The sequence below is a fragment of the Streptomyces sp. 8K308 genome, assembly GCF_004348315.1.
In the GTDB taxonomy this organism is placed as follows: Bacteria; Actinomycetota; Actinomycetes; order Streptomycetales; family Streptomycetaceae; genus Streptomyces.
In genome coordinates, this window is record NZ_SMKC01000013.1 from 1 (window position 1) to 22,887 (window position 22,887).

Sequence of the window (22,887 nt, forward strand, 5' to 3'; positions counted from 1 at the left end):
CGCTCACCCCGCCTGACGCCCCGACGCGCCCTGCCGCCTGTCTCCGCCAGGCCATGCCCCGCGTCCGGCCGCGCCCATCGGCGTGCCCGGGTGCCCGACTGTGACGGAATCCCAGTGATCACGACTTCGGACCTGACCAAGGTCTACCGCTCGCGCGGCCGCGAGGTCACCGCCCTCGACGGCGTCGACCTGCACGTACGCCCCGGCGAGGTCTACGGCGTCATCGGCCGCAGCGGCGCGGGCAAGTCCACGCTCATCCGCTGCCTCAACCTGCTGGAACGCCCCACGTCGGGCACCGTGACCGTGGGCGGCCAGGACCTCACCGCACTCGCCGGCCGGCGCACTCACCGCGCCGGCCGGCCGCTGCGTGAGGCGCGCACCCGGATCGGGATGATCTTCCAGCACTTCAACCTGCTGTCGTCCCGTACCGTGCGCGGCAACGTCGAGCTGCCGCTCGAGGTCCTCGGCCTCACCCGCCGCGAGCGCGCCCGCAAGGCCATGGAGCTCCTCGACCTCGTCGGCCTCGCCGACAAGGCCCGCGCCTACCCGGCCCAGCTCTCCGGCGGCCAGAAGCAGCGCGTCGGCATCGCCAGGGCGCTGGCCGGCGACCCCAAGGTCCTGCTCTCCGACGAGGCCACCTCGGCCCTCGACCCGGAGACCACCCGCTCCGTGCTCCGGCTGCTGCGCGACCTCAATCAGCAGCTGGGCCTCACCGTGCTGCTGATCACGCACGAGATGGACGTGGTCAAGGCCGTCTGCGACTCCGCCGCCCTCATGGAGTCCGGCCGGATCGTGGAGTCCGGCATCGTCTCCGAGCTGCTGGCCACCCCCGGATCCCGGCTGGCCCACGAGCTGTTCCCGGTCGGCGGCGCGCCGGCCGTCGACGACCGCACCGTCGTCGACGTCACCTTCCACGGCGACACCGCGGGCCGGCCCGTCATCTCCCAGCTCTCCCGCGGCCACGGCATCGACGTGTCCATCCTCGGCGCCGCCATGGACACCGTCGGCGGACGCCAGGTCGGCCGGATGCGGATCGAGCTGCCCGGCCCCGTCGAGAGCAACGCCGCACCCCTCGCCTTCCTGCGCGAGCAGGGCCTCACCGTCGAGCTCCCCGAGCCGACCGCGACCACCACAGCACCGGCCGGGCTCCCCGCGGCCGAACTCACCGGAGAGGGCGCCTGATGACCTGGGACGAGATGCGCCCACTGCTCGAACAGGGCACCATCGACACCCTCTACATGACCGGCTGGTCCACCCTGATCGCCGTCCTCGGCGGCCTGCCGCTCGGCGTGCTGCTCGTGCTCACGGACCGCGGCGGCGCGCTCCAGAACGCGGTGGTCAACAAGGCCATCGGCGTCGTCGTGAACATCGGCCGCTCCCTGCCGTTCATCATCCTGATGGTCGCGCTGATCCCGGTCACCCGCGCCGTCGTCGGCACCGCCATCGGCCCCACCGCCGCCATCGTGCCGCTCGCCATCGGCGCCATCCCCTTCTTCGCCCGGCTGGTCGAGACCGCCGTGCGCGAGGTCGACCACGGCCTGATCGAGGCGGCCCACGCCATGGGCGGCGGCACCTGGACCGTGGTGCTCAAGGTGCTGCTCCCACAGTCCCTGCCCTCCCTGGTCGCCGGCCTGACCACCACCGTGATCGCCGTCATCGGCTACTCGGCGATGGCCGGCGCCGTCGGCGGCGGCGGGCTCGGCTCACTGGCCCTGGTCTACGGCTACCAGCGCTTCGAGGACGGCTTCACGCTCATCACGGTCGCCGTCCTCGTCGTCATCGTGACCGTGATCCAGCTCCTCGGCGATGGCGCCGTGCGGCTGCTCGCCCGCCGCGAAAGAGCCTCCACCTGAGCGTGGCCGCCCACCCGGCGACCGCGCGCACTTATCACCACGAATATCGAAGAAAGGCACTTTTCGTGCGTATTGGCAACGGAAACCCCGTCCGGGCCGGCGTCCTGTTCGCGGCCACCACCGCGCTCGCCCTCGGCCTCGTCGCCTGCGGCACCGACTCCGACCCCGAGGCCGGCGGCGACAGCGGCGACCAGGCCGACGCCAGCGGCCCCCTCACGGTCGCGGCCAACCCCGTCCCACACGCGCAGATCCTGGAGTTCGTCCGGGACAACCTCGCCGAGGACGCCGGCCTCGACCTCGAGGTGCGCGAGTTCAGCGACTACGTGCTCCCCAACACCGCCGTGCAGAGCGGCGAGGTGGACGCCAACTACTTCCAGCACAAGCCCTACCTCGACCAGTTCAACGCGGACCAGGGCACCGACATCGTCCCGGTGATCAACGTCCACCTCGAGCCGCTCGGCCTCTACTCCGACTCGGTCACCAGCGCCGACGAGCTCGGCGAGGGATCCACCATCGCGATCCCCAACGACGCGACCAACGAGGGCCGCGCCCTCCACCTCCTCGCCGAGAACGGTCTGATCGAGCTCAACGAGGGCGTCGGCGCCGAGGCCACCCTGAACGACATCGCCGACGACCACGGCATCACCTTCCAGGAGCTCGAGGCCGCCACCCTGCCGCGCGCCCTCGAGGACGTGGACGCCGCGATCATCAACGGCAACTACGCGCTCGAGGCCGACCTCGCCCCCGCCGAGGACGCCATCGTCCTGGAGTCGGCCGAGGACAACCCCTACGCCAACTTCCTCGCGGTCCGGGCCGGCAACGAGGACGACCCCCGGGTCCAGACCCTCGCCGAGCTGCTCAACTCCGACGAGGTGCGGCAGTTCATCGAGGACGAGTACGACGGCTCCGTCGTCCCCGCCTTCGGCGCCCCGGCCTCCTGACCCCGGCCGAACCGCCCCAACTCCCGGGCCCCGGCGACCAGCCGGGGCCCGGCGCTGTCCCGCCGGCCGGTGATACTGCATGCTGTCCCTTCTGACCCCAGGCATGGAGCGGCCCATGACACCCACCTTCCCCGACGTCTCCATCAGCACCGATCGGCTGGTGCTGCGCCCGTTCGAGGAGGCGGACATCCCCGAGCTCGCGGACATGATGAACGACGAGCTGACCGCGGCCTGGACCTCAGTCCCCAACCCTTACACCCCCGCCGACGCCCGCGAGTGGATCACCCGGGGCGCGCCCGCGGAACGCACCTCGGGCCGCGGTATCGTGCTGGCCGTCGACGAGCTCCTCACCCACCGGCTCGTCGGCACCCTCCATCTCAAGAACACCAACTGGCACACGCTCACCAGCGAGGTCGGCTATGTCGTCGGCCCCTGGGCCAGAGGGGAGGGCTACGCCGCCGAGTCCGTCCTGGCCATCGCCCAGTGGCTGTTCCACGACCAGAAGTTCGAGCGCCTCGAACTCCGCACCGCGGCCGGCAACACCGCCTCCCAGCAGGTCGCCCAGAAGATCGGCTGCGTCAGCGAGGGCGTCCTGCGCAACGCGCTGATAGTGCGATCCCGCACGGAGGACGGCGGTTGGACCGACATCCGCACCGACCTCATCGTCTGGGGGCTGCTCCCCGAGGATCTGGAGGACGCGCATCCCACCGCCACCCGCGGCGCGCGATAAGCTCAGCCGCGTCCCTCACCTGCGAACAAGTCCAGGAGCATGCCGCGCATGGCCGACCGCGTCACCGTGATCGGATGGGACGGCTCCCCACTCGACCCGGCCGCCCGGGCAGCACTCCACGCGGCCAGTCTGGTCGCCGGCGCCCCCAGGCACCTGGCTCATCCCGAAGTCCCCGCCCGGGCCGAGCGGATCACGCTCGGCAGCATCGCCCTGGCCGCCCGCCGCATCGCCGCGCACCGCGGCACGGCGGTCGTCATGGCGGACGGCGACCCCGGGTTCTTCGGCGTGGTGCGCGCGCTGCGCGCACCCGAGCACGGGTTCGAGGTCGAGGTCGTCCCGGCGGTCTCCGCGGTGGCCGCGGCCTTCGCCAGGGCCGGCATGCCCTGGGACGACGCCAGGGTCGTCGTCGCCAACCCGCGCACCCTGCGCCGGGCGGTCAACGTCTGCCGCGCCCACCCCAAGGTCGCCGTCCTCACCTCGCCGGGCGCCGGCCCCGCCGAGATCGCCCTGCTGCTCGGCCGGACCCACCGCACCTTCGTCATCTGCGAGTCGCTCGGCACCGACCGCGAGCAGGTGTCCGTCCTCACCTCCGACACCGTCAGCCAGCGCCACTGGAGCGATCCCAACGTGGTGATCGTGATAGGCGGCGGAGGCACCACCCGGGACGGCGGCGCCAGTTGGCTCGCGGGCCTCGACCCGGGAGCCGCCGTCCAGCCACGCGGCTGGGCCCTCGACGCGACCGCCTACGGCCAGGAGGCCCCCACGGACCCCGACGCCGGCCCAGGCCGCGGCCCACGGCTGCGTGCCCTCGAACTCGCCGCGCTGGGGCCGCGGGTGGGCGACCTGATGTGGGACGTGGGCGCCGGCGGCGGACTCGCCGCCATCGACGCCGCCCGGCTCGGCTCCGCCGTGATCGCCGTCGACCGCGACGCCCAGGCCTGCGCGCTCGCCGGCGCCACCGCCCGCCGGCTCGGTGTGCAACTGCAGATCGTGCACGGGGCCGCGCCCCAGGTACTCGAGGACCTGCCGGAGCCCGACATCATCCGCGTCGGGGGCGGCGGACCCCGGACCCTGGTCGCCTGCGCCGACCGCAGACCGCAGCGCCTCGTCACCCACGCCCTGACCCGCGATCAGGCGGAGGCGGCGGCCAGCGTGTTGACCGGGGCCGGCTACGAGGTCGAGTGCACGCTGCTCCAGACCCTCGACCTAGAGCCCCGCGACTGGTCGGAGCGCGACCGGGCCGTCGCCTTCCTGCTCGTCGCCCGCCGGGCGCCGGCCGCCCGGTGACAAACCGGGACCTTCCGGGGCCAGCCGACCACCCGTGAGCGGCGTCCCGCGGCATCCCGGGTAGGCTGATGGATCGTTGTGCCGTCGACCGGACTTGATGATTCGTCCGTCATGTCCGGGATGGGAAGGAGCGCGTGCGATGGGCGAGGTGGACGCGTGACGGACACCGGCCAGACCCCCGAAGGGGGGGCGCGAGAGCAGGCACCACCGGCGGCGCCGGTGGCCGCGGCCCCCTACCCCTTCCCAGCTCAGCCCGATGAGGCGATGGACATGGACGGCGACGAGGAGCTGCTGATGCCGGGTGCGAACGGCGCCTGGGGCGACGCGGTCGTCGCCCCGCCGCAGACCGTCGCGCCCCCGGCGCCCGTGCGGCCGCTCGCCGATCACCCGCAGCCGGCGGTCCCGGCCGAGGAGTTGGCGCCCGCGGCGCCGCTCGACGGCGTCGTGCCCGTGAGCCCCACCGGTGTCGTCCCGGCCCAACCCGGCGCCTGGCGGTCGGTCCCGGCCGACGCCGACGTCGCCGTCCCGCCGGAGCCGGCCGTCCCGGCCGCCGAGCCGGCGCAGGCCCCGGCGGCCGAGGTGGTCCCACCCGCGGCACCGGCGGAGGCGGTGCCGCGGGCACCAGCCGACGAGCCGACCCCGGTGGTCGCCCCCGCTCCGGCGTCCGCCGAGGCCCCGGCCCCGGAGGTTGTCGCGCCGCCGGCACCCACCGAGCCCGCCGGCCAGGGCGCGCCCCCGGAGGCGGCGGACCAGCCGGCCGCTGCCTCGCCGGCGCCCCGCGAGGTCCTGGCCCCGGCCGCCGGCCCCGCGATCGCCGTTCCGCCGGCGAACGCGGATCCGCGGGCCGCCGGCGAGCCGGCGCCTGCCGACGCCGAGGCACCGCACGCCAGCGTCCCGGCCCCGCCGGCCGAGGCGGTCGCGACGGTCGACCAGGCGACGGCGCCGGAGGCCGCCCCTGAGCCGCCCGCGCAGACCGGCGCGGTAGGCGCCGACCAGCCGGTGGACGCGGAGGCCGGCGCCGCCGGACCGGCCGCGCCGCCGGAGATCGGCCCGGAGGCCGCCGCCGGTGCCGAGACGCAGGCCGCGAGCGGCCCGGTCCCGGCGGCGGAAGCCGCCGGCCAGGGCGCGCCTGGGGTTCCCGTGCCGGCCGGTGCCGGCGCCGCCGGTCAGGCGGTTGGTGCCGCCGATGCGGCACCCGGTCTCTCGCCGGAGGTGGCCGCAGTACCCGCCCCGCCCGGTACGGAAGCCGCCGGCCAGGGCGCGCCTGGGGTTCCCGTGCCGGCCGGTGCCGGCGCCGCCGGTCAGGCGGTTGGTGCCGCCGATGCGGCACCCGGTCTCTCGCCGGAGGTGGCCGCAGTACCCGCCCTGCCCGGTACGGAAGGCGCCGCCGAGGCGGCCGAAGCCGCCGTCCCCGCCGACGAGGCGTCCGGCGACTCCCCGGAGGCGAACGGCCAGGCGCCCGCGCCGGCCGACGGTGCCGCCGTGGCCGGCCAAGCCGCCGACGAGGTGCCCGCCGCCGACGAGGTGCCCGCCGGTCCCGCCGGCCAGGGGTCGGCTCCCGCCTACAGCGAGGCCGAGCGCGACGCCGTGCACCGGCTGATGCGGGAGCGGCGCGACGTCCACACCGGGTTTCGCGCAGACCCGATCCCGCACGAGGTGCTGCTCCGCGTCCTGGAGGCCGCCCACACCGCGCCCAGCATCGGCCTGGCCCAGCCCTGGGACTTCGTCATCATCCGCTCGGAGGAGACCCGGCGGACGGTGCACGACCTCGCCATCCGGCAGCGTGAGTCGCACGCCGCGGGCCTGCCCAGGGCACGCGCCCGGCAGTTCGCCGAGCTCACCGCCGAGGCCGTCCTCGACGCGCCGGTCAACATCGTGGTCACCGCCGACCCGACCCGGGGCGGCCGTCGCGCCGCGGGACCGGCCGGGCGGCCGCGGCTGGCGCCGTACTCCACCGCGCTCGCCGTCGAGAACCTCTGGCTCGCCGCCCGCGCCGAGGGCCTCGGCGTCGGCCTCGTCGGCTTCCTCGACGACCGCGAGCTCACGGGCGCCCTCGGCCTGCCCGAGCACCTCGAGATCGTGGCCTACCTGTGCGTCGGCTACGTCGACGCGTTCGACGACGAGCCCGACCAGGGCGACCCCGCCAAGCGCCGCCCCCTCTCCTGGGTGGTGCACGAGGAGAGCTACGGTCGCCGCGCGCTGCCCGGGGCCGAGCCGCACGACCTGCTCAGCGAGACCCTCGCCGAGATCCGCCCGCTCGACGCCCACGCCCTCGGCGAGGCATGGGAGCGGCAGAAGCGGATGACCAAGCCGGCCGGCGCACTCGGCGCGCTCGAGGTCATCTCCGCCCAGCTGTGCGGGCTCTCCCGCGCCTGCCCGCCGCCCGTGCCGGAGCCGGCCGGGTTGGCCGTCTTCGCCGGCGACCACGGCGTGCACGCCCAGGGGGTCACCCCGTGGCCGCAGGAGGTCACCGCCCAGATGGTGGCCAACTTCCTGTCCGGCGGCGCCGTCTGCAACGCGTTCGCCACCCAGGTCGGCGCCGAGGTCTGCGTCGTCGACGTCGGTGTCCGCGCCGACCTGCGGACCAGGCCGGGGCTCATGCCCCGCAAGGTGCGCGCCGGCACCGCCGACTTCACGGCCGGCCCGGCCATGAGCCGCGAGGAGGCGCTGCGCGCCATCGAGGTGGGCATCGAGACCGCCCGCGACCTGGTCGCCGCCGGCAACCGCGCGCTGCTCACCGGCGAGATGGGCATCGCCAACACCACGGTCGCGGCCGCGCTGATCGCCGTCTTCACAGGTGCCGCGCCCGGCGAGGTGACCGGCCGCGGCACCGGCGTCGACGACGAGACGCACGCCAGGAAGGTGGACGTGGTGCGGCGCGCCCTGCAGCACCACCAGCCCGACCCGGCCGACCCCATCGGCGTGCTCGCCGCCGTCGGCGGCCTGGAGCACGCGGCGCTCACCGGCCTGATCCTCGGCGGCGCCTCGCTGCGCGTGCCGGTGATCCTGGACGGGGTGAGCGCCGGCGCCGCCGCGCTCGCCGCCCGCGCCGTCGCGCCGGAGGCGGTCTCGGTGTGCATCGCGGGACACCGCAGCGCCGAGCCGGGGCACATGGCCGCGCTCACCGCGCTCGGCCTGCGCCCGCTCGTCGACCTCGACTTGCGGCTCGGCGAGGGCACCGGCGCGCTCCTGGCGCTGCCCGTCGTGCAGAGCGCGGCCCGCGCCATGCGCGAGGTGGCCACCTTCGACGCGGCCGGCGTCACCGACAAGAACTGAGACGGCACCCGGGCCCTCGCCCCGCAGGCCATAGGCTGGGCGAGGCCCGGGACCGAACGGATTCAGCCGCTCCAACGCCGCAGCGATGGCCGGCACGACCGGCAACACCGGGCCCGGGCGGGTCGGACGGACCCGCCCATCGTCGCCCACCGCCCAGCGTCGAGGAGCCGCACCCCGCTATGCCAGAACAACCCGCCTACCCGGTAGGACTGCGCCTGACCGGCCGCCGCGTGCTGGTGCTCGGCGGCGGCACCGTCGTCCAAAGGCGCCTGCCCGCCCTGCTCGCCGCGGGCGCCGACGTGCTGCTCGTCGCCCCCGAGGTCACCCCCGCCGTGGAGGCCATGGCCGAGGCCGGGGAGCTCGTCTGGCGGCGCCGCGGCTACCGCCCGGGCGACCTGGAGGGCGCCTGGTACGCGCTGGTCGCCACCGACGACCCGGCGGTCAACGCGGCAGCCTCGGCCGAGGCCGAGGAGCGTCGCGTCTGGTGCGTCCGCAGCGACGACGCCGAGGCGGCCACGGCCTGGACCCCGGCCACCGGTCGCGTCGACGGGGTGACCGTGGCCGTGCTCACCGGGCGGGACCCGAGGCGCTCAGCGGCCGTCAGGGACGGCGTCGTCGAGGCGCTGCGCGACGGCACGCTGACCGCGCCGAGGCACCGCGGCCGGCACCCCGGCGTGGCGCTGGTCGGCGGCGGCCCCGGCGACCCGGACCTGATCACGGTGCGTGGCCGCCGGCTGCTCGCCGAGGCCGACGTGGTGATCGCCGACCGGCTCGGCCCCCGTGACCTGCTCGACGAACTGCCGCCGCACGTCGAGGTCGTCGACGCGGCGAAGATCCCCTACGGCCGGGCCATGGCCCAGGAGGCCATCAACGAGGCGCTGGTCGAGCACGCGCGGGCCGGCAGGTTCGTGGTCCGGCTCAAGGGCGGCGACCCCTACGTCTTCGGGCGCGGCGGCGAGGAGGCCGCGGCGCTCGCCGCGGCCGGCGTGGCCGTGACCGTGGTCCCGGGCGTCACCAGCGCCATCAGCGTGCCGGGCGCCGCCGGCATTCCGGTCACCCACCGCGGCGTGGCCCACGAGTTCACCGTGGTCAGCGGGCACGTGGCGCCCGACGACCCGCGGTCGCTCGTGGACTGGCCGGCGCTCGCCGCGCTGCGCGGCACCCTGGTGCTGCTGATGGCCGTGGAGCGGATCGGGGCCATCGCCGACACCCTGGTCCGGCACGGCCGGCCGCCCGGCACCCCGGTCGCCGTCGTCCAGGAGGGCACCATGGCCGGCCAGCGCCGCGTGGACGCCACGCTGGCGACCGTGGCGCGGCGGGTGGCCGAGGAGGGCGTGCGGCCGCCGGCCGTCATCGTCGTCGGTGACGTGGTGCGGGTGGCCGCCGGATGAGCGAGCCGATCGCCGTCACCGATCCGACCGACCCGAGGCTCGGCGACTACACGGACCTCACCGACGTCGCGCTGCGCCGCCGCAGGGAGCCGGCCGAGGGTTTGTTCATGGCCGAGGGCGAGAAGGTCGTGCGCCGCGCCCTCGCCGCCGGCTACCCGATGCGCTCCATGCTGCTGACCCCCCGCTGGGCCGAGACCATGCGGGACCTCGTCGAGGGGGCCACCGCGCCGGTCTACCTGGTCAGCCCGGAGCTCGCCGAGCGGGTTACCGGCTACCACGTGCACCGCGGCGCGCTGGCCGCCATGGGCCGCCGCCCGCTGCCCGAGGCCGCCGAGCTGCTCGCGGGCGCCCGCCGCCTCGCCGTGCTCGAGGCCGTCAACGACCACACCAACGTCGGTGCCGTCTTCCGGGGCGCCGCCGCCCTCGGGCTGGACGGCGTGCTGCTCTCCCCGGACTGCGCCGACCCCCTCTACCGACGCTCAGTCAAGGTCTCGATGGGCGCGGTCTTCTCCCTGCCCTACGCCCGCCTTGACCGCTGGCCGCACGGCCTGGACGACGTCAGGGACGCGGGCTTCCGGCTGCTCGCCCTGACTCCCGACGCCCGGGCCACCGACATCGCCGACGAGCTGCGGGGGGGTGGCGGCGGCCGGGTGGCGCTGCTGCTGGGCGCCGAGGGCGACGGGCTGAGCCGCCAGGCCCTGGCCGCCGCCGACGCCCGGGTGCGTATCCCGATGTCGCACGGCATCGACTCCCTCAACGTCGCGGCCGCCGCCGCGGTCGCCTTCTACGCGCTGACCACGGCGGGCCCCGAGTCGAACCGGCCCTAGACAGGCCCCTGGCAGCCCTGCGCCACCGCGATGCCGAGGGCGACCAGCAGCGTCACCGTGATGAAGACGATCAGCCGCTGCCGCAGCAGCCGCCGGTTGACATCGCGCCTGGCCGCCGGCCGCTGCCCGGCGGGCCGGGTCGGCGCCGGGCGCTGAGGGCGCCGCTCGGGCGCCGAGCGCTGCTGCGGGGCGCGGGTCAGCACCCGCTGCCCCTCGCCGCGCGCCTCCCGGGCCGCGATCTCCTTCAGCCGCAACGACAGCTGCACCGTGCTCGGCCGGTCCTGCTGGGACTTCGCCAGGCACGACCGCAGCAGCGGTGCCAACGCGGCGGGGACGCCCGCCAGTTGCGGCTCCTCGTGCACCACCCGGTAGAGCATCACCTCGGAACTGCCCTGCCCGAAGGGCGAGTCGCCGAGTGCGGCGTAGGCCAGCGTGGCGCCCAGCGAGAAGACGTCGGTGGCCGGCGCCACCGCCTGGCCCCGCACCTGCTCGGGCGCCAGGAAGCCGGGGGAGCCGACCGCCGTGCCGACGTGCGTCAACGTGCTGGCGCCGGTCGCCCAGGCGATGCCGAAGTCGATGATCCGTGGCCCCTTGGGCGACAGCAGGATGTTGGAGGGCTTGAGGTCCCGGTGCACCACACCCGCCTCGTGCACCGCCACCAGCCCCTCGGCGAGCGCGGCGCCGATGGCGGCCGTCTCGGCCGCCGACAGCGGGCCGTCCTGCATCACCTTGTCGTGCAGCGAGGGGCCCGGCACGTACTGGGTGGCGAACCAGGGCCGCTGTGCGTCGAGGTCGGCCGCCACCAGGCGGGCCGTGCAGCCGCCCCTGATCCGCCGGGCCGCGGACACCTCGCGGGCGAACCGGGAGCGGAACTCCTGGTCCTCCGCCAGGTCCGGCCTGATGACCTTGAGCGCCACCCGCTGGCCGCGCCGGTCGGAGCCGAGGTACACGACCCCCATCCCGCCGGCGCCGAGCCGCCGGTGGAGCCGGAAGGCGCCGACGACTCGCGGGTCCTCGCGCCGGAGCCGCATCATCGCCATGTCCACCTCGCTGCCCCGTGCTTGTGATGTGCCACAGCTTACGGACTGCGCGGCCCGACCTGTGAGAAGGCCGCGCGCTCGCCGCCCGGATCAGCGGGTCGCGCCGCGCCCCCTGGGGGAGAACCCGGGCGCGAACGGGCACTTGTCCACCCTGGGGAGTATCCGGGTGGGCTCGGTGTCATCCTGCGGGAGGCCCCCAGGTCAGTACGCGGGGGTGACGTCGCGGCCACCCCGGCGGACTACTGTTGAGGTCAAGCGGCGGGCGCAGCACTCGTCCCCCGAGGTCACCCGCCCGCCGCCCCAATCCGACGACGGGAGCCGAGAGATGGCACGAATCGCGGTGCGGCCCAGCCCGCCACCCGCAGGGCGGCGCCATCCCCTGGTCGCGGCGGCCATGGTGCTGCCGCTGGCCATCGTCCTCGCCGTCGTCATCGGCGGCGTGGAGGCCGTCGTCACACAGGCGTCGTCCGTAGCCGGCATGCTGGGGCGCTGAGCGGCGCCCCAGGCCCGGGAGAGCGGCCCGGGTCGGGGACACCGGCACTCGAACCCCGTGGGGACGGGGGTAGGCGGACGGCACATGTGCCCGGGCAGCTGGGGAGCTGCCCGGGCACCGCGCTTTCCCTGGACACGACACCGGCGCGCACGTACGCATGACAAAGGGCCGGAGAATGACGACTCTCCGGCCCTCGATGACCACTTTCGGTGCGCGATACTGGGATTGAACCAGTGACCTCTTCCGTGTCAGGGAAGCGCTCTCCCGCTGAGCTAATCGCGCGGGCGGATCCTCGCGGATCCAGTGGACGATACTGGGATTGAACCAGTGACCTCTTCCGTGTCAGGGAAGCGCTCTCCCGCTGAGCTAATCGTCCGAGGTGGAGACGGGATTTGAACCCGTGTAGACGGCTTTGCAGGCCGTTGCCTCGCCTCTCGGCCACTCCACCGGATGGGGGCGGGCCCCCTTCGAGCGGACGACGAGACTCGAACTCGCGACCCCCACCTTGGCAAGGTGGTGCTCTACCAACTGAGCTACGTCCGCATTTGGCTGCCTCCGGTTTCACTCTCGTGCCCGGCGACGTCATGAACTCTAGCGGATTCATCAGCCAGCTCAAACTCGGTATCACCGCGCCGCCGCCTACACTCGCGCATGTGTACGACCTTGCTCCGCTCGCCCGCCTCGGCGGAATGCTGGCGACCGACCTGCGCGACGTGACCAGCGATCCGGCCGCCCTGGACTCCACGGGCTGGTGGGCGGTGGTCGCCGGCTACGCGGGTGACCTGGTCTGCGCCCGCTTCGGCGACGTGCGGCCCGCGCCCCCGCGTCCCGCGAGGCCGAGTCGCTGGCGGGGCCCGGAACCGGCGGCCTGGGAGAGCTCCCTTGACCGGCCGGCCTACACCGCCGGCGTCGCCAGGATCCGCGAGCACATCGCGGCCGGCGAGGTCTACCAGGCCAATCTGTGCCGTGTGCTGTCCGCGCCGCTGCCCGACCAGGACGCCGACGTCGACGCCCTCTCCGCCCGGCTGGCCGGCGGCAACCCGGCCCCCTACGCCGGCACGGTCCGGCTGCCCCGCCACGGCGTGGAGATCGCCACCGCCTCGCCCGAGCTCTACCTGCGCCGGCGCGACCGCACCGTCGAGTCAGGACCGATCAAGGGCACCGGCCGCACCCCGGCCGACCTGCTGCCCAAGGACCACGCCGAGAACGTCATGATCGTCGACCTGGTCCGCAACGACCTGGGCCGGATCTGCGAGCCGGGCAGCGTGACCGTCCCCGAGCTGTGCGCCGTCGAACCGCACCCCGGCCTGGTGCACCTGGTCTCCCGGGTGCGCGGCCGGCTGGTGCCCGGCGCCGGTTGGGCCGAGCTGCTGGCCGGCACCTTCCCCCCGGGCTCGGTGACAGGCGCCCCCAAGTCCAGCGCGCTGCGCGTCATCGACGCGCTGGAGACCGCGCCCCGCGGCCCCTACTGCGGCGGCGTCGGCTGGGTGGACGCCGACCGGGGCACCGGCGAGCTGGCCGTCGCCATCCGCACCTTCTGGCTCCGGCGCGACGAGGGCCGCCCCGTGCTGCGCTTCGGCACCGGCGCCGGCATCACCTGGGGCTCGGATCCCGAACGCGAATGGGCGGAGACCGAGCTGAAGGCGTCCCGGCTGCTCGGGGTAGCTTCAGAGGGAGTGCCGTTGATCGGCACCGCACACGAGAGGAGCGCACATGGCGTTGATCTGGCTGGACGGTGAGCTACGCGACGCCGACAGCGCGCGGGTCTCCGTCTTCGACCACGGACTGACCGTCGGCGACGGCGTGTTCGAGACGCTGAAGACCCAGGCCGGCAAGGCGTTCGCGGTCAGCCGCCACCTGGACCGGCTGGCCGCCTCGGCCGCCGGGCTCGGCCTGCCGGAGCCCGACCGGGACGAGATCCGCCGGGCCTGCCGCGCCGTCCTCGACGCGGTGCCGCTGCCCCTCGGCCGGCTCAGGATCACCTACACCGGCGGGCTTTCGCCGCTCGGCTCCGACCGCGGCGACGCCGCCCCCACGCTGGTCGTCGCGCACGCCGAGACCCCGCGCCGCCCCGACACCACCGCCGTCATCACCGTCCCCTGGACCCGCAACGAGCGCGGCGCCCTGGCCGGGCTCAAGACGACCTCCTACGCGGAGAACGTGATCGCGCTCGCCAGGGCCCGCCAGGAGGCCGCCTCCGAGGCCTTGTTCGCGAACACCGCGGGGCAGCTCTGCGAGGGCACCGGCACCAACGTCTTCGTCGTGCTCGACGGCCAGTTGCACACCCCGCCGCTCTCCTCCGGCTGCCTGGCCGGCATCACCAGGGCCCTGGTCGTGGAGTGGACCGGCGCCCGCGAGATCGAGCTGCCCATGGAGTGCCTCGAGCGTGCCGAGGAGATTTTCCTGACCTCGAGCACCCGCGACGTGCAGGCCGTGCGCCGCGTCGACGGGCGCGAACTGCCCGACGCGCCCGGGCCCGTGACCGCCAAGGCGATGCGGGTCTTCCAGGAGCGCTCGGCGGCGGACATCGACCCGTGACCACCACGCTGCGGCCCAGCGGGCCGGAGGAGAGCACCCCCGAGGGCGGCCGCGCCCGGACCTACGAGATCCGGGTCAACGCCCGCCGGGTCGGCCAGCTGCGGCTAGCCTCCGACCCGCGCGTCGGCGTCGGCCGCGTCGCGCACCTGACCGTCGACGAGGCCGACCGGCGGCGCGGCCGGGCCACGGTCGCCGCGCTCGCGGCCGAGGAGGTGCTGCGTGACTGGGGCTGCACCGAGGCGGAGGCCGTCGTGCCGGTCGAGGAGTCGGGCCTCGCGGCCCTCGCCGACGCGCTCGGCTACCGCGAGCGCAGCCGCAACATGGCCAAGACCCTCGCCGACCGGCCGCCGGCGCTGCCCCCGGGCAGCGTGGCCCGAGAGCTGACCGAACAGGAGTACCCGGCCTGGATGGCCCACGACCTGGACGGGGTGATCCGCACCCTCACCGAGCGGGGCGTCCCCGCGGCGGTGGCCGCCGCCTCCGCCGAGCGGTCCTTCGCCACGCTGCTGCCCGAAGGACCGGCCACCAAGGGCGCCTGGCTGCGGGTGCTCACCCACGACGGCGCGGCCGTCGGCACCCTCTGGGTGGCGGTCCCCGGCGGCCGGGTGGCGGACGAACTCGGCCTGGACGCCTGGGTGTTCGCCGTCGAGGTGGCCGAGGCCCACCGGGGCAGAGGGCACGGCAGGTCGCTGATGCTGGAGGCGGAGCGCATCGCGGCGGCGGCCGGCGCCCGGCTGCTCGGCCTCAACGTCTACGCCGGCAACACCCCGGCCCTGCGGCTCTACGAGTCGCTCGGCTACCGGACGCTGCGGCGTCACCTCTACAAGTCGCTGCGCTGACCGAGCAGCGACTGGGCGATCTCCGCGACGCGCTCGCGCAGCCCCTCTTGGCTGCGCCCGCCGTCCAGCCGCTGGCCGCCGATCACATAGGTCGGCGTGCCGGTCACCCCGATCGCCTGCCCCTCCGCCTGGTCGGCGTCCACCACCAGCAGGTGCCGGCCGTCGACCAGCGCGGTGTCCACCTCGTCGGCGTCGACACCGACCTCGGTGGCGACCTCGAGCAGCAGCGCGGGCCCACGCCTGCCGAGCTCCGCGGTGCGGGCGAGCAGCGCCGTCCAGTACTCCTCGCCGTGGCCCTGCGCGAAGGCCTCCTCGGCGGCCTGGGCCGCGGCCAGCGCGTGCTGGTGGTTCCCCAGCGGGAAGTGCCGCCGCCTGATCTCCAGGGCCGCGCCGAACCGCTCCCGCAGGGCGTTCAGGTCGGACTCGGCGCGATGGCAGTCGGGACACTGCAGGTCGCACCACACGTCCAGCACGACAGGCTCGGGGTTCTCGTTCATGGGCCCCAGTCTCGCACCCCGAGATTCCCCTGATCCGGGGGTTGACCCCATGGCCGCACGGCCGTGGGCGCGGCAGGATGGAAAGATGCTGATTGGTACTGCCTGCACCCTTCTATCCGCCGCCGGCCTCGGCGTCGCCCTCCTGATGGCGCGCCGGCGCCGCTACGCGCTCGCGCTGCGCACCGCGGCCGTCGCGCTGCTCCCGGTCGGCCTCGCCATGACGGGAGTGGTGCGGTTCGTGGTGAACATGACCTTCAACCCGGTGGCCTGGGCCGGCTTCGGGGTGCTCGGCCTCGCCGTGCTGCTGTTCCTCTCCGGGCGCCTCGCCGACGGGCGCGGCCGGGGGAGCGAGCGCCGCTCCGAGCCCGCTCGCGCCACCGCCCTGCCCGCCTCCCGCGGCGCCGCCGCGCCGGCCGACGACTTCTCGGACATCGAGGCCATCCTCAAGAAGCACGGCATCTGACCCCGCGGCCCGGCAATATCACAGGGAACCGGCGGAAGCGGTGAGATTCACCGAATGCCCCTGCAAAGGAGGCAGGTTGATCGCGGAGGGCTGACCCGCTGGGTCATGATCGCGGCGCCATGCAACACATCACCGGGGACCTCGCTCCCGACACAGCGCCAACCGTCAGACCCGTCGCCGACCACCAGGACGGCGAACCCCCCTCGCTCGACGAACGCCGCGGCTGTCTCTTCGCCCTGTCGCAGCCGCCGCTGATGCTTTTCCTCACCGTGATCGGTGGGTTGTTACTCCTGGCGGGGGTGCACGACCACTTCCTGCTCTGATCTCTCCTCCCGCTCCGCGTCGCGCCGCCTGGCCCGGTACGCGGCGACGTGCAGGCGGTTGCCGCAGGTGCGGTTCGAACAGTAGCGGCGGGAGCGGTTCCGGGAGAGGTCGACGAAGGCGCGCCCACAGCCCGGCGCCGCGCAGCGCCGCAGCCGCTCCCGCTCGCCGGCCACCAGGAAGAAGCCGAGCGCCATCCCGCAGTCGGCCGCCAGGTGGTCGGCGATCGACGCGCCGGGCGCGAAGTAGTGCACGTGCCAGGCGTGGCCGTCGTGGTCCGTGAACCGGGGCGTGGTGCCGGCGGCCGCGACCAGCGCGTTGATCAGCTCGGCCGCCGCCCGGTCGGTGGGAGCCGCGAAGACCTCGGCGAAGCGCTGCCGCACCCGTCGCACCGCGGCCAGATCCTCCTCGCCGAGCGCGTCGACCGCGACGTCGCTTATGGCGTGGGCGACGGCGAAGGCCCGCAGGCCGGCGACGTCCGCGAGACCGTCGGGCCGGGAGTTGAGCAGCGCGACGGCGAGATCGAGCGAGCACCTGACGTCGTGGTCGATCAACACGGGGAGGTCGGCTTTCGCGATCATGGCCGGGCGGCGGTGGCGGGCGATGGTGACCGCGACTCTAACCGTTGGCCGACCACGACCGCGCGAGGGCGCCGCCGCGGTGGTGGCCGCGGCGGCGCCCTCGCGCCGCTCATCGCCGGCTCCGCGCCGTCGCCCCGAGTTCAGACGGCGCGAGGAGCCGGCGGGTCCTTAACTCTCCGCCAGAATGTGCGAGAGTTCCGTATCGAGATCGAAGTGACGGTGTTCCGTGCCAGGCGGGACGGCGGCGTCCGTTCGCTTCAGGAACGACTCAAGAGCCCTGGCCGGGGCTTCGAGCAATGCTTCGCCCTCCGGTGAACTGAGGGCGATGCACACGACGCCCTGGCCGTGGCTCCTGGATGGCCAGACCCGCACATCACCCGTGCCCGTGGGGCGATGGAGCCCCTCGGCGAGGAGATCGCGGGCGAATACCCATTCGACGGTTTCTTCGGCTCCGGTGTGAAACGTCGCGTGTACGGCGTAGGGGTCCGCCGTGTCATACCGCAGCCCCGCGGGTACAGGTAGTGAGGACTCGCTCGATACAACGAGGCGCAGGTGCAGCTCGCAGCTGACCGTGGTGTTCATAAGCGCCAGGGCCTTTCGCTCAGTGTGCGCTCGGGGATTCGCACGTCGGCCAAATCGACATGCCACGTACACGCCGGTTGTAAACCCCTCTGCCCTAATTGCGCCCTTTAATCTCATTCCAATGGCGGAATGTAAAAGCGATATAGCGGGAGGCGGCCACGATGTCGGACGACGGGACACCCCCGCGACGGCTCCACTATCGATTCCGTGCCGACTGGTGGGGGGCCGCGGCGCCCGCCGCCGTCTACCGGGTCCTCGAGCTGCCTGAGGAGTACCCCCTGTGGTGGCCCCAGGTCCGCGAGGTCAGGCGACTCGGCCCGGACCACGGCCACTGCCGGTTCCGCTCCGTGCTCCCCGTCGACCTGAGCGTGACCGTCCGGGCGGTGCGCCGTGATCCGGTGGCCGGGGTGCTCGAGGTCGCGCTCGGCGGCGACCTCGACGGCCGGATGCGGTGGACACTCGCCGCCGGGGGCGCGGGCGCGGCGGCCGGCACCCGGGTCGGCTACCGGCAGGACAGCGTGCTGCGCCACCCGCTGCTGCGCCGGCTTCCGAGGGGCACGCGGCCGGTGCTCCTGGCCAACCACGCGCTGATGATGCGGACCGCGCGCCGAGGTCCGCGCGCCTGGATGGGAGTTCGTCCCGAGCCCGGAACGGGGCCCGGACAGGAGCGGGTTTGAATCCGAGCTCAGCGGCACTGTATTGTTCTCAACGTGCCGCAGGGCACAACACCCCAGGGGGCGATTAGCTCAGCGGGAGAGCGCTTCGTTCACACCGAAGAGGTCACTGGTTCGATCCCAGTATCGCCCACCCCGGGCAAGGCCGGTCCGCCGTCGTTGCGGGCCGGCCTTCGTCGCGGTTCCCGCGGCCTGCTGGCCAGGGACACAATCCAGACGAGTCAGGAGAGACCGGTGTCCGATGTCCGTGTGATCATCCAACGCGATTCCGAGCGGGAAGAGCGCGTGGTGACCACGGGCGCCACGGCCGGCGACCTGTTCGCGGGCGAGCGTGCCGTCGTCGCCGCCCGCGTCGCCGGGCAGTTGCGCGACCTCGCGCACCCGCTGTCCGACGGCGACGAGGTGGAGCCGGTGGAGATCACCTCGCCCGACGGCCTCGACATCCTGCGGCACTCCACCGCGCACGTCATGGCCCAGGCCGTGCAGGAGCTGTTCCCCGAGGCCAAGCTGGGCATCGGCCCGCCCATCAGGGACGGTTTCTACTACGACTTCGACGTGGACCGGCCCTTCCACCCGGAGGACCTGGGGCGCATCGAGAAGCGCATGCAGCAGATCCAGAAGCAGGGCCAGCGCTTCGCGCGGCGCGTGGTGAGCGACGACGAGGCCCGCGCCGAACTCGCCGCCGAGCCCTACAAGCTGGAGCTCATCGGCCTCAAGGGCGCCGCCGCTGAGTCGGCCGAGGGTGCGTCCGCCGAGGTCGGCGCCGGCGAGCTCACCATCTACGACAACCTCGACCCGAAGACCGGCGAGCTGTGCTGGAAGGACCTGTGCCGCGGCCCGCACCTGCCGAGCACCCGGCTCATTCCGGCCTTCAAGCTGATGCGCAGCGCCGCCGCCTACTGGCGTGGCAGCGAGCGCAATCCGCAGCTCCAGCGCATCTACGGCACCGCCTGGCCGACCAGGGACGAGCTGAAGGCGCACCTGGAATTCCTGGCCGAGGCCGAGAAGCGCGATCACCGCCGGCTCGGTGTCGAGCTCGACCTGTTCTCCATTCCGGAGGAACTCGGCTCGGGCCTCGCCGTCTTCCACCCCAAGGGCGGCATCGTGCGCCGGGTCATGGAGGACTACTCGCGGCGCCGGCACGAGGAATCCGGATACGAATTCGTCAACACGCCGCACATCACCAAGGCCAAGCTGTTCGAGACCTCGGGGCATCTCCCCAACTACGCCGATGCGATGTTCCCGCCCATGCAATTCGAGGGGCAGGAGTATTACCTCAAGGCGATGAACTGCCCGATGCACAACCTTATTTTCAAGGCGCGCGGGCGGTCCTATCGGGAATTGCCGCTTCGCCTGTTCGAGTTCGGCACCGTCTATCGGTACGAGAAGTCAGGCGTCGTCCACGGCCTCACCAGGGCCAGGGGCTTCACCCAGGACGACTCGCACATCTACTGCACCAAGGAGCAGATGCCGGACGAGCTGGACGGCCTGCTCACCTTCGTGCTCAACCTGCTCCGCGACTACGGCCTGAGCGACTTCTACCTGGAGCTGTCCACCCGGGACGACTCGGACAAGTTCATCGGCGAGCCCGAGGAGTGGGAGGAGGCCACCGAGGTGCTGCGCCAGGCCGCGGGCAAGCAGGGCCTCGAGCTCGTGATGGACCCGGGCGGCGCCGCATACTACGGCCCCAAGATCTCCGTCCAGGCCAAGGACGCGATCGGCCGCACCTGGCAGATGTCCACGATCCAGGTCGACTTCCAGCAGCCCAAGCGGTTCGGCCTCGAGTACACCGCGGCGGACGGCTCCCGGCAGCAGCCGGTGATGATCCACCGCGCGCTGTTCGGCTCCATCGAGCGGTTCTTCGCCGTCCTCCTCGAGCACTACGCGGGCGCCTTCCCGGCCTGGCTGGCGCCCGTGCAGGCCGTCGGCATCCCGATCGGCGACGCCCACGTGCCGTACCTCCAGGAGTTCGCGGCCGAGGCCAGGTCCCGCGGGCTGCGCGTGGACGTCGACTCGTCGGCCGACCGCATGCAGAAGAAGATCCGCAACGCCCAGAAGGCCAAGGTCCCGTTCATGGTGATCGCGGGCGACGAGGACATGGCGCGGGGCGCGGTCAGCTTCCGCTACCGGGACGGCTCCCAGAAGAACGGCATCCCGCGGGCCGAGGCCATCCAGGAGATCGCCGACGCCGTCGAACGGCGCGTCCAGGTGTGATCACGGCGGGCCCCCGGAGTCGGCCCGGGGGCCCGGCGCCGTCCCGCCACGCCATATGCTGGCCGGCATGACCAGCGAGCCGGAGCAGCAGATCGGGGTCGGGACGCCGGACGCCTTCCAGCGGCTGTGGACGCCCCACCGGATGGCCTATATCCAGGGCGAGGGCAAGCCGACCGGGCCGGGCGCGGAGGACGGCTGCCCGTTCTGCGCGATCCCCGGCAAGAGCGACGAGGACGGTCTGATCATCAACCGCGGCGACGCCGTCTACGCGGTGCTCAACCTCTACCCCTACAACGGCGGCCACCTGCTCGTGGTGCCCTACCGGCACGTCGCCGACTACACGGAGCTCACCGCCGAGGAGACGGCGGAGCTCGCCGAGCTCACCAAGCGCGCCATGACCGCCGTCCGGGCCGCCTCCGGCGCGCACGGCTTCAACATCGGCATGAACCAGGGCTCGGCCGCCGGCGCCGGCATCGCGCCCCACCTGCACCAGCACGTAGTGCCCAGGTGGGGCGGGGACGCCAACTTCATGCCCGTGGTGGGCCATACCAAGGTGTTGCCGCAACTGCTCGCCGACACCCGGCGGATGCTCGCGGCGGCCTGGCCGGCCTGACCTGCCTCACATGTTGTACTCGTCGGCCTTGGTGGGCGTGGCCGCCTGCACCGCGCCGCCGAGCGCCTGCGAGCGGCTGTCGAACGCCGAGGTGTCCACGCCGTTCTCCGCGAGCACCTTGAACGCGGCCGCGTGCGCCACCCGCAGCACCGGGGTGGCGGTGCGCAGCACGTCGTCGACCATGAAGCGGTGCTTCCACGGCGTCGTCGCCCACACGTGCCGCAGCCCGAACGGCTCGGGGAGCGCGATGGTGCCGCCCCATGTGTCGAGGCGGGCCGGGAACCAGGTGAGCGGCGCCCGCGCGGCGAGCCGCACCACCTCGGTCACCTCGACCAGCGGCAGCGGCCGCTTCACCTTCCGCCAGGGCAGCAGCGGGTGCCGGTACTCCCGGGACTTGTCCGCCGGCTTCTCGCGGAAGAAGCCATTGACCGGTCCCAGCGCGTACCCGGTGACCTCGATGCGCAGCGTGTGGTGGAGTACGGTCACCGAGATCATCATGGTGACCACCAGCTCGCCCTCCCAGAGCACGAACTGAACGCCCACGTAGTGCCGGTCGCCCTTGTCGTACTGCTGCTCGTTGCAGATCCGCTGGACCTCGATGTTGCTGAAGCTGTACCCGTCCGCGTTGGGCCCGTCGGGGCGGGACACCTCGCTCGCGCCCTCGCCGACGTGCCGCACCACCCAGTGGGTTATGGAGGGCTTCGTGAACCCCCCGGTGTGCAGCGGGCCGCGCTCCAGCAGCCGCAGCTGGTCGCCGATCGCACGGGCCACGTCCCAGCTGCGGAACGGGTCGATCTCCCGACCCGGGTCGCGCGGCCGCAGCTCCTCGGCCAGCTGCCAGCTTCCCCAGCGCACGCCCATGCCCAGTATCCCCTTGGGCCCGGCGTAGTAGGTCATGTTGCTGCTCTGCTCGGCCGCCAGCTTGGCCAGGCCGATCCTGATCCGCTCCGCCTCCGCGTCGTTCGGGTTCTGCTGCACCGCCTCCGGGATCCGGGCGCCGGTGCCGCCGCCGCCCAGCAGGTTCGACCAGTGGCTGCGCAGGTTGCGCGCGGTGCGCTCGCAGATCTGCTGGGCCAGGAACCAGCCGATGACGGGGGCCGGCAGCATGCTCCAGACGTAGATCCGCAACATGCCGTCGAGCGGCGCGCGGATCACCACGACCGCGATGAGGATCGCGAGCAGCCCGAGCACCACCATGCCGAGGATGCCGGCGCGCCGGTCCTGCCGGCCGGCGATGGTGCGGCGCAGCTGGAAGAGGCCGAGCCAGATCGCCACGCCGGGCAGGAAGAGCAACCCAAAGGCGATCATGATGGCGGTCAGTTGCCGGTCCCGCTGCCGGCGGATGCGCTTGGCGTTGAGCGCGTGCTCCACCACGGTCCCCGGTTCGAGGCCGAAGGACTGGATCAGCGGCTTGCGGCCGCCGGCGAGCATCCGGGTCTCGATGGCGCGGGTCCACGCCTCGCCGAGGCTCGGCTCGAGCAGCGAGAACCGGCCCTTCTTCACCGAGGCTTCGTCCTTCACCGAGGTGGCGGTCGGCTTCTTGATCTCCTCGGGCGCCACGCCGTCCCGGTAGGCCACCGAGGCGATGGCATGGCCGAGGCCGGTGCCGCCGCTCATGCCCGCGAGCGGCACCTGGGCCCCGAAGTCGAACTCCAACCCAGCGGCGTCCAGCGCCATCGGTACCCCCAGCTCGTCAACCGGTCTCGAACTCCAGCCGCCGTCAGGCC

22 protein-coding genes and 5 tRNA genes are annotated in these 22,887 nt (G+C 73.8%); 18 read left to right on the forward strand and 9 right to left on the reverse strand.

Annotation, left to right across the window (positions count from 1 at the left end):
- Window positions 1–114: 114 nt before the first annotated feature.
- From E1265_RS03790 to E1265_RS03825, 8 genes are all read left to right on the forward strand, one after another.
- The gene (locus E1265_RS03790) at window positions 115–1,182 is read left to right on the forward strand and encodes an ATP-binding cassette domain-containing protein (protein WP_132928765.1); all 1,068 of its coding nucleotides are present in this window, start codon (window positions 115–117) and stop codon (window positions 1,180–1,182) included.
- A complete protein-coding gene (locus E1265_RS03795; RefSeq protein ID WP_132928766.1) occupies window positions 1,182–1,853 on the forward strand; it encodes a methionine ABC transporter permease in 672 nt (223 codons plus the stop codon). The genes E1265_RS03790 and E1265_RS03795 overlap by 1 nt, the downstream gene beginning before the upstream one ends.
- Before the next feature lie 71 nt (window positions 1,854–1,924).
- Window positions 1,925–2,794 (forward strand): MetQ/NlpA family ABC transporter substrate-binding protein, encoded by an 870-nt coding sequence (locus E1265_RS03800; RefSeq protein ID WP_132928801.1) that lies wholly within the window; start codon window positions 1,925–1,927, stop codon window positions 2,792–2,794.
- Window positions 2,795–2,909: 115 nt separating this feature from the next.
- Window positions 2,910–3,524, forward strand: a complete 615-nt coding sequence (locus tag E1265_RS03805) for a GNAT family N-acetyltransferase (RefSeq protein WP_132928767.1) — start codon at window positions 2,910–2,912, stop codon at window positions 3,522–3,524.
- 48 nt (window positions 3,525–3,572) lie between these two features.
- Window positions 3,573–4,811 (forward strand): precorrin-6y C5,15-methyltransferase (decarboxylating) subunit CbiE, encoded by a 1,239-nt coding sequence (gene cbiE / locus E1265_RS03810; RefSeq protein ID WP_132928768.1) that lies wholly within the window; start codon window positions 3,573–3,575, stop codon window positions 4,809–4,811.
- A gap of 219 nt (window positions 4,812–5,030) precedes the next feature.
- Window positions 5,031–8,087 carry a nicotinate-nucleotide--dimethylbenzimidazole phosphoribosyltransferase gene (cobT, locus tag E1265_RS03815; RefSeq protein WP_243740517.1) on the forward strand — a complete coding sequence of 1,019 codons (3,057 nt, stop codon included), beginning with the start codon at window positions 5,031–5,033 and terminating at the stop codon, window positions 8,085–8,087.
- 179 nt (window positions 8,088–8,266) lie between these two features.
- A complete protein-coding gene (gene cobA / locus E1265_RS03820) occupies window positions 8,267–9,478 on the forward strand; it encodes a uroporphyrinogen-III C-methyltransferase (RefSeq protein WP_132928769.1) in 1,212 nt (403 codons plus the stop codon).
- Window positions 9,475–10,305 carry an RNA methyltransferase gene (locus E1265_RS03825; RefSeq protein WP_132928770.1) on the forward strand — a complete coding sequence of 277 codons (831 nt, stop codon included), beginning with the start codon at window positions 9,475–9,477 and terminating at the stop codon, window positions 10,303–10,305. Before cobA ends, E1265_RS03825 begins: the two co-directional genes overlap by 4 nt.
- On the opposite strand, the gene E1265_RS03830 is transcribed toward E1265_RS03825, so the two are convergent.
- A complete protein-coding gene (locus E1265_RS03830; RefSeq protein ID WP_132928771.1) occupies window positions 10,302–11,345 on the reverse strand; it encodes a serine/threonine-protein kinase in 1,044 nt (347 codons plus the stop codon). The two genes, E1265_RS03825 and E1265_RS03830, sit on opposite strands and share 4 nt — an antisense overlap.
- A 325-nt stretch (window positions 11,346–11,670) precedes the next feature.
- Between E1265_RS03830 and E1265_RS36810 the strand changes: the two genes are divergently transcribed.
- Entirely contained in the window at window positions 11,671–11,838 is a 168-nt protein-coding gene (locus E1265_RS36810; protein ID WP_165953638.1) for a hypothetical protein, read from the forward strand.
- 210 nt (window positions 11,839–12,048) lie between these two features.
- Here the strand turns inward: E1265_RS36810 and E1265_RS03835 are convergent.
- From E1265_RS03835 to E1265_RS03850, 4 genes are all read right to left on the reverse strand, one after another.
- Window positions 12,049–12,120: transfer RNA gene (locus E1265_RS03835), tRNA-Val, on the reverse strand.
- Window positions 12,121–12,142: 22 nt separating this feature from the next.
- Window positions 12,143–12,214, reverse strand: a tRNA-Val gene (locus E1265_RS03840).
- A gap of 1 nt (window position 12,215) precedes the next feature.
- A tRNA-Cys gene (locus E1265_RS03845) sits at window positions 12,216–12,286 on the reverse strand.
- Window positions 12,287–12,308: 22 nt separating this feature from the next.
- Window positions 12,309–12,381 (reverse strand) — tRNA-Gly (locus E1265_RS03850).
- 110 nt (window positions 12,382–12,491) lie between these two features.
- Between E1265_RS03850 and E1265_RS03855 the strand changes: the two genes are divergently transcribed.
- Genes E1265_RS03855 through E1265_RS03865 form a run of 3 tightly spaced genes read left to right on the forward strand, consistent with a single transcriptional unit; the run spans window position 12,492 to window position 15,215 of the window.
- Complete coding sequence (locus E1265_RS03855; RefSeq protein WP_165953639.1) at window positions 12,492–13,577, forward strand: chorismate-binding protein; 1,086 nt, start codon at window positions 12,492–12,494, stop codon at window positions 13,575–13,577.
- Complete coding sequence (locus tag E1265_RS03860) at window positions 13,552–14,376, forward strand: aminodeoxychorismate lyase (protein WP_132928773.1); 825 nt, start codon at window positions 13,552–13,554, stop codon at window positions 14,374–14,376. The genes E1265_RS03855 and E1265_RS03860 overlap by 26 nt, the downstream gene beginning before the upstream one ends.
- Window positions 14,373–15,215, forward strand: a complete 843-nt coding sequence (locus E1265_RS03865; protein ID WP_132928774.1) for a GNAT family N-acetyltransferase — start codon at window positions 14,373–14,375, stop codon at window positions 15,213–15,215. Before E1265_RS03860 ends, E1265_RS03865 begins: the two co-directional genes overlap by 4 nt.
- Here the strand turns inward: E1265_RS03865 and E1265_RS03870 are convergent.
- A complete protein-coding gene (locus tag E1265_RS03870; RefSeq protein ID WP_132928775.1) occupies window positions 15,197–15,712 on the reverse strand; it encodes a DsbA family protein in 516 nt (171 codons plus the stop codon). The genes E1265_RS03865 and E1265_RS03870 overlap by 19 nt on opposite strands.
- A gap of 85 nt (window positions 15,713–15,797) precedes the next feature.
- On the opposite strand from E1265_RS03870, the gene E1265_RS03875 reads away from it, so the two are divergent.
- Together E1265_RS03875 and E1265_RS03880 are read left to right on the forward strand one after the other, a co-directional pair.
- Window positions 15,798–16,175, forward strand: a complete 378-nt coding sequence (locus E1265_RS03875; protein WP_132928776.1) for a hypothetical protein — start codon at window positions 15,798–15,800, stop codon at window positions 16,173–16,175.
- 119 nt (window positions 16,176–16,294) lie between these two features.
- Window positions 16,295–16,498, forward strand: coding sequence for a hypothetical protein (locus E1265_RS03880; RefSeq protein ID WP_132928777.1), 204 nt, complete (start codon window positions 16,295–16,297; stop codon window positions 16,496–16,498).
- On the opposite strand, the gene E1265_RS03885 is transcribed toward E1265_RS03880, so the two are convergent.
- Both E1265_RS03885 and E1265_RS03890 read right to left on the reverse strand, forming a co-directional pair.
- A complete protein-coding gene (locus E1265_RS03885; RefSeq protein ID WP_132928803.1) occupies window positions 16,460–17,053 on the reverse strand; it encodes a CGNR zinc finger domain-containing protein in 594 nt (197 codons plus the stop codon). The genes E1265_RS03880 and E1265_RS03885 overlap by 39 nt on opposite strands.
- 192 nt (window positions 17,054–17,245) lie before the next feature.
- Window positions 17,246–17,659 carry an SsgA family sporulation/cell division regulator gene (locus tag E1265_RS03890; protein WP_003959770.1) on the reverse strand — a complete coding sequence of 138 codons (414 nt, stop codon included), beginning with the start codon at window positions 17,657–17,659 and terminating at the stop codon, window positions 17,246–17,248.
- Between the two features lie 161 nt (window positions 17,660–17,820).
- Between E1265_RS03890 and E1265_RS03895 the strand changes: the two genes are divergently transcribed.
- The 4 genes from E1265_RS03895 to E1265_RS03910 all read left to right on the forward strand — a co-directional run bounded on the left by E1265_RS03895 (window position 17,821) and on the right by E1265_RS03910 (window position 21,160).
- Window positions 17,821–18,336: an SRPBCC family protein gene (locus tag E1265_RS03895; protein ID WP_132928778.1), complete on the forward strand. Its 516-nt coding sequence runs from the start codon at window positions 17,821–17,823 to the stop codon at window positions 18,334–18,336.
- Window positions 18,337–18,394: 58 nt separating this feature from the next.
- Window positions 18,395–18,466: transfer RNA gene (locus tag E1265_RS03900), tRNA-Val, on the forward strand.
- Between the two features lie 101 nt (window positions 18,467–18,567).
- The gene (thrS, locus tag E1265_RS03905) at window positions 18,568–20,547 is read left to right on the forward strand and encodes a threonine--tRNA ligase (protein WP_165953640.1); all 1,980 of its coding nucleotides are present in this window, start codon (window positions 18,568–18,570) and stop codon (window positions 20,545–20,547) included.
- A gap of 55 nt (window positions 20,548–20,602) precedes the next feature.
- Window positions 20,603–21,160 carry an HIT domain-containing protein gene (locus tag E1265_RS03910; protein WP_132928780.1) on the forward strand — a complete coding sequence of 186 codons (558 nt, stop codon included), beginning with the start codon at window positions 20,603–20,605 and terminating at the stop codon, window positions 21,158–21,160.
- A gap of 6 nt (window positions 21,161–21,166) precedes the next feature.
- Here the strand turns inward: E1265_RS03910 and E1265_RS03915 are convergent, their stop codons facing one another.
- Window positions 21,167–22,837, reverse strand: coding sequence for a hypothetical protein (locus E1265_RS03915; RefSeq protein ID WP_132928781.1), 1,671 nt, complete (start codon window positions 22,835–22,837; stop codon window positions 21,167–21,169).
- Between the last annotated feature and the right edge of the window lie 50 nt (window positions 22,838–22,887).